This is a genomic window from Halorubrum sp. Atlit-8R (genome assembly GCF_003666025.1).
Taxonomy (GTDB): Archaea; Halobacteriota; Halobacteria; order Halobacteriales; family Haloferacaceae; genus Halorubrum; species Halorubrum salinarum.
In genome coordinates this window covers 1-5,140 of sequence record NZ_QPLV01000010.1, presented here as the reverse complement: position 1 = coordinate 5,140, position 5,140 = coordinate 1, and the positions used below count along the sequence as shown (strand labels likewise).

1 tRNA gene and 2 rRNA genes are annotated in these 5,140 nt (G+C 57.7%); all 3 read left to right on the top strand.

Annotated elements, in window-relative coordinates:
• Window positions 1-185 precede the first annotated feature (185 nt).
• The 3 genes from DVK05_RS16315 to DVK05_RS16305 all read left to right on the top strand — a co-directional run bounded on the left by DVK05_RS16315 (window position 186) and on the right by DVK05_RS16305 (window position 5,085).
• A 16S ribosomal RNA gene (locus DVK05_RS16315) occupies window positions 186-1,655 on the top strand.
• A 168-nt stretch (window positions 1,656-1,823) separates the two neighbouring features.
• Window positions 1,824-1,895, top strand: a tRNA-Ala gene (locus tag DVK05_RS16310).
• A gap of 276 nt (window positions 1,896-2,171) precedes the next feature.
• Window positions 2,172-5,085, top strand: a 23S ribosomal RNA gene (locus tag DVK05_RS16305).
• Together the 16S and 23S rRNA genes with 1 tRNA gene alongside form the textbook arrangement of a ribosomal RNA operon.
• Window positions 5,086-5,140 lie beyond the last annotated feature (55 nt).

Sequence of the window (5,140 nt, the reverse complement as noted above, 5' to 3'; positions counted from 1 at the left end):
GATGAGGATCACGCCCCCTGCGCTCCGGCGTAAGCGGTGATCTGATGTGAGCCGTGGTCGTTCGGTGCCATCCAAGCCGTTGGCTGGCCCGGACACCACACAGACCAATGCAATGGTGTGTCAACATCATCGTTGACACCCGCCAACACCCCCTTCGAGCCGGGAATCAGGCTCGAAGGACATACATTCCGGTTGATCCTGCCGGAGGCCATTGCTATTGGGATCCGATTTAGCCATGCTAGTCGCACGAGTTCAGACTCGTGGCGAATAGCTCAGTAACACGTGGCCAAACTACCCTTCGGAACACAATACCCTCGGGAAACTGAGGCTAATAGTGTATACCATACCACCACTGGAATGAGTGGTATGCCAAACGCTCCGGCGCCGAAGGATGTGGCTGCGGCCGATTAGGTAGACGGTGGGGTAACGGCCCACCGTGCCAATAATCGGTACGGGTCATGAGAGTGAGAACCCGGAGACGGAATCTGAGACAAGATTCCGGGCCCTACGGGGCGCAGCAGGCGCGAAACCTTTACACTGCACGACAGTGCGATAGGGGGATCCCAAGTGCACAGGCATAGCGCCTGTGCTTTTCGGTACCCTAAGGCGGTACCAGAATAAGGGCTGGGCAAGACCGGTGCCAGCCGCCGCGGTAATACCGGCAGCCCAAGTGATGGCCGATCTTATTGGGCCTAAAGCGTCCGTAGCTGGCCGCGCAAGTCCATCGGGAAATCCACCTGCTCAACAGGTGGGCGCCCGGTAGAAACTGCGTGGCTTGGGACCGGAAGGCGCGACGGGTACGTCCGGGGTAGGAGTGAAATCCCGTAATCCTGGACGGACCGCCGATGGCGAAAGCACGTCGCGAGAACGGATCCGACAGTGAGGGACGAAAGCCAGGGTCTCGAACCGGATTAGATACCCGGGTAGTCCTGGCCGTAAACAATGTCTGCTAGGTGTGGCTCCCACTACGAGTGGGTGCTGTGCCGTAGGGAAGCCGCTAAGCAGACCGCCTGGGAAGTACGTCCGCAAGGATGAAACTTAAAGGAATTGGCGGGGGAGCACTACAACCGGAGGAGCCTGCGGTTTAATTGGACTCAACGCCGGACATCTCACCAGCATCGACTGTGGTAATGACGATCAGGTTGATGACCTTATCCGAGCCTCAGAGAGGAGGTGCATGGCCGCCGTCAGCTCGTACCGTGAGGCGTCCTGTTAAGTCAGGCAACGAGCGAGACCCGCATCCTTACTTGCCAGCAGTACCGCGAGGTAGCTGGGGACAGTAGGGAGACCGCCGTGGCTAACACGGAGGAAGGAACGGGCAACGGTAGGTCAGTATGCCCCGAATGTGCTGGGCAACACGCGGGCTACAATGGTCGAGACAAAGGGTTCCAACTCCGAAAGGAGACGGTAATCTCAGAAACTCGATCGTAGTTCGGATTGTGGGCTGCAACTCGCCCACATGAAGCTGGATTCGGTAGTAATCGCGTGTCACAAGCGCGCGGTGAATACGTCCCTGCTCCTTGCACACACCGCCCGTCAAAGCACCCGAGTGAGGTCCGGATGAGGCGTGCCACGCACGTCGAATCTGGGCTTCGCAAGGGGGCTTAAGTCGTAACAAGGTAGCCGTAGGGGAATCTGCGGCTGGATCACCTCCACCGACCCGAGACTCGCCCTCTGGGCGAGCTCACCTTACGACCGTCACCACGACGGTCACTACTCATTCGCATTGGACTGTATAGTCCGCCCACCCACCGGCTTGGACACCTTAGAACGACCACGGCTCACATAACACGCGACACAAGAGCCTTCCCTTCGGGGAAGGTGGGCTCATAGCTCAGTGGTAGAGTGCCTCCCTTGCAAGGAGGATGCCCTGGGTTCGAATCCCAGTGAGTCCATGTCCGTTCGAAGCGAAACGTGCCCCTTAAGGGGTCGCCGCGAACCGATTCGAACACGACGACCGATGCACCATCCCGGGAAACCGCGGATGGGAAGGGTTCGACGAACGCCCCGTCACACCCGGGGCGATTCGATGACAACCGTGTATACGTGCGATCCAGACGTCCACTGAACTCATCCGAGTTCGTGGAACGTCAGTGAACCATATACAGTCGGAACACTCTGACGAGTGTTTCTGACACCGTCAACAACTCTCCTTCGAGAGTTCGTTGACACACTACTGGCTACTGTGCCAGCTGGTGAATGGCTCGGCTCGAGAGCCGACGACGGACGTGCCAAGCTGCGAAAAGCCCGTGGGACCCGCATGGAGGGAAAGAACACGGGATTTCCTAATCGGAATCCGTTCAACAATTGCCACGCGCAATAGGGAACGCCCTGAATTGAAACATCTCAGTAAGGGCAGGAAAAGAACGCAACAGCGATGTCGTCAGTAACCGCGAGTAAACGCGACACAGCCCAAACCGAAGGTCTTCGGACCAATGTGGTGTTCGGGTTGACAACCAAAACGCGACCACTCATCTGAAGTCTCCTGGAACGGAGCGTGAAACAGGGTGACAACCCCGTATGATGAGACAGTACCGTTGGCGTCAAATCCAGAGTAGCAGGGGTCGGATATCCTCTGTGAACACCTCAGGCATCCCCTGAGAAGGCTAAACACTCCTCGAGACCGATAGCGAACAAGTAGCGTGAGCGAACGCTGAAAAGCACCCCGAAAAGGGCGGTGCAATAGGGCCTGAAATCAGCTGGCGATCGAGCGACAGGGCGTACAAGGCGTCTCTTGAAACGACCGAGAAGCGATTCTCTAGTAGGAAAAGAGACGAGCCGGCGTCGTGTCGTGCGTTTTGAAAAACGACCCAGGGAGTGCACTTGATTGGCGAGTCTAACCCGTGAACCGGGGAAGGCGCAGGGAAACCGATACGGCCGCAGCATTGCGAGGGCCACCGTGTTCAAGCGCGGGGAGTCAATCGGGTGCGACCCGAAACCAGGCGATCTACGCGCGAGCAAGGTGAAGCGTGGCGAAAGCCACGTGGAGGCCTGTTAGAGTTGGTGTTCTACAATACCCTCTCGTGACTCGTGTGTAGGGGTGAAAGGCCCATCGAGCCTGGCAACAGCTGGTTCCAACCGAAACATGTCGAAGCATGACCTCATCCGAGGTAGCCCGCGGGGTAGAGCTACCGATTGGATGACCCGCCTCCGAGAGGAGTCGGCCATCCTGTCGAACTCCAAACCCGCAGGCGCTGTAGACGATGGGAGTCCGGTGCGCGGGGTAAGCCTGTGTACCGTGAGGGGAACAACCCAGAGCCGGGTTAAGGTCCCAAAGTGTAGATTAAGTGCGATTCGAAGGTGGTCTCAAGCCCTAAACAGCCGGGAGGTGAGCTTAGAAGCAGCTACCCGCTAAGAAAAGCGTAACAGCTTACCGGCCGAGGTTTGAGGCGCCCAAAATGATCGGGGCTCAAATCTACCACCGAGACCTGGCCGTATCCGTAAAAGGATAACCGCGTAGGTTGGCGTACTGGTCGGACGGAAGCCCGGGCGAGAGCTCGTGTGGACCGTCCAGTAACGACAATCCTGGTCACAGTAGCAGCGATAGTCGGGTGAGAACCTCGACGGCCTGAAGAGCAAGGGTTCCTCGGCACTGCCGTTCAGCCGAGGGTTAGCCGGTCCTAAGGTGTACCACAACTTGACTACACCGACGGGAAGCTGGTTAATATTCCAGCGCCATCGTGCAGTAAACGCCGACGCCGTGTGGAACGCTGAGCCGGGCACTCGCCCGGTCGAATCGTGGAAACTCGTGGAAACCGTCACGGTACGAAGCGAGCGAAACGCGAGACAGCGAAAGTCAGCCGTACATAGGGCCCGTGAAAAGGCAAGCATGATGTCCGTACCGAGATCCGACACAGGTGCTCTGCCAGCGCAAGGCAAGGCCTGTCGGGAGAACCGACGTTAGGGAATTCGGCAAGTTAGTCCCGTACCTTCGGAAGAAGGGATGCCTGCTCTCGACGGAGCAGGTCGCAGTGACTCGGGCGCTCCGACTGTCTAGTAACAACACAGGTGACCGCAAATCCGCAAGGACTCGTACGGTCACTGAATCCTGCCCAGTGCGGGTATCTGAACACCTCGTACAAGAGGACGAAGGACCCGTCAACGGCGGGGGTAACTATGACCCTCTTAAGGTAGCGTAGTACCTTGCCGCTTCAGTAGCGGCTTGCATGAATGGATAAACGAGAGCGCCACTGTCCCAACGTTGGACCCGGTGAACTGTACGTTCCAGTGCGGAGTCTGGAGACCCCCAAGGGGAAGCGAAGACCCTATAGAGCTTTACTGCAGGCTGTCGCTGAGACGTGGTCGCCGATGTGCAGCATAGGTAGGAGACATTACACAGGTACGTGCGCTAGCACGCCACCGAGTCAACATTGAAATACTACCCGTCGGTGACTGCGACTCTCACTCCGGGAGGAGTACACCGGTAGCCGGGCAGTTTGACTGGGGCGGTACGCGCTCGAAAAGATATCGAGCGCGCCCGAAGATCATCTCAGCCGGGTCGGGAATCCGGCGAAGAGCGCAAGAGCAAAAGATGGTCTGACAGTGTTCTTCCCAACGAGGAACGCTGACGCGAAAGCGTGGTCTAGCGAACCTACGAGGTTCCGGAATGGGACCCGTAGATGACAGAAAAGCTACCTTAGGGATAACAGAGTCGTCACTCGCAAGAGCACATATCGACCGAGTGGCTTGCTACCTCGATGTCGGTTCCCTCCATCCTGCCCGTGCAGACGCGGGCAAGGGTGAGGTTGTTCGCCTATTAAAGGAGGTCGTGAGCTGGGTTTAGACCGTCGTGAGACAGGTCGGCTGCTATCTATTGGGGGTGTGAGGTACCTGACGTGAACGAACGTATAGTACGAGAGGAACTACGTTTGGTCGCCACTGGTGTATCGGTTGTCCGGAAGGGCAGATGCCGAGTAGCCACGCGACACGGGGTAAGAGCTGAACGCATCTAAGCTCGAAACCCACATGGAAAAGAGGTACCACCGAGGTCACTCGTAGAAGACGAGTTCGATAGACTCGGGGTGTACGCACCGAGGCAACGAGGTGTTAAGCCCACGAGAACTAACAGACCGAGCCACATTCATTGGCGCTGACGCGCCACGAACTCGCATGAGTTCAGGCGGTATCTGGATCGCACGTA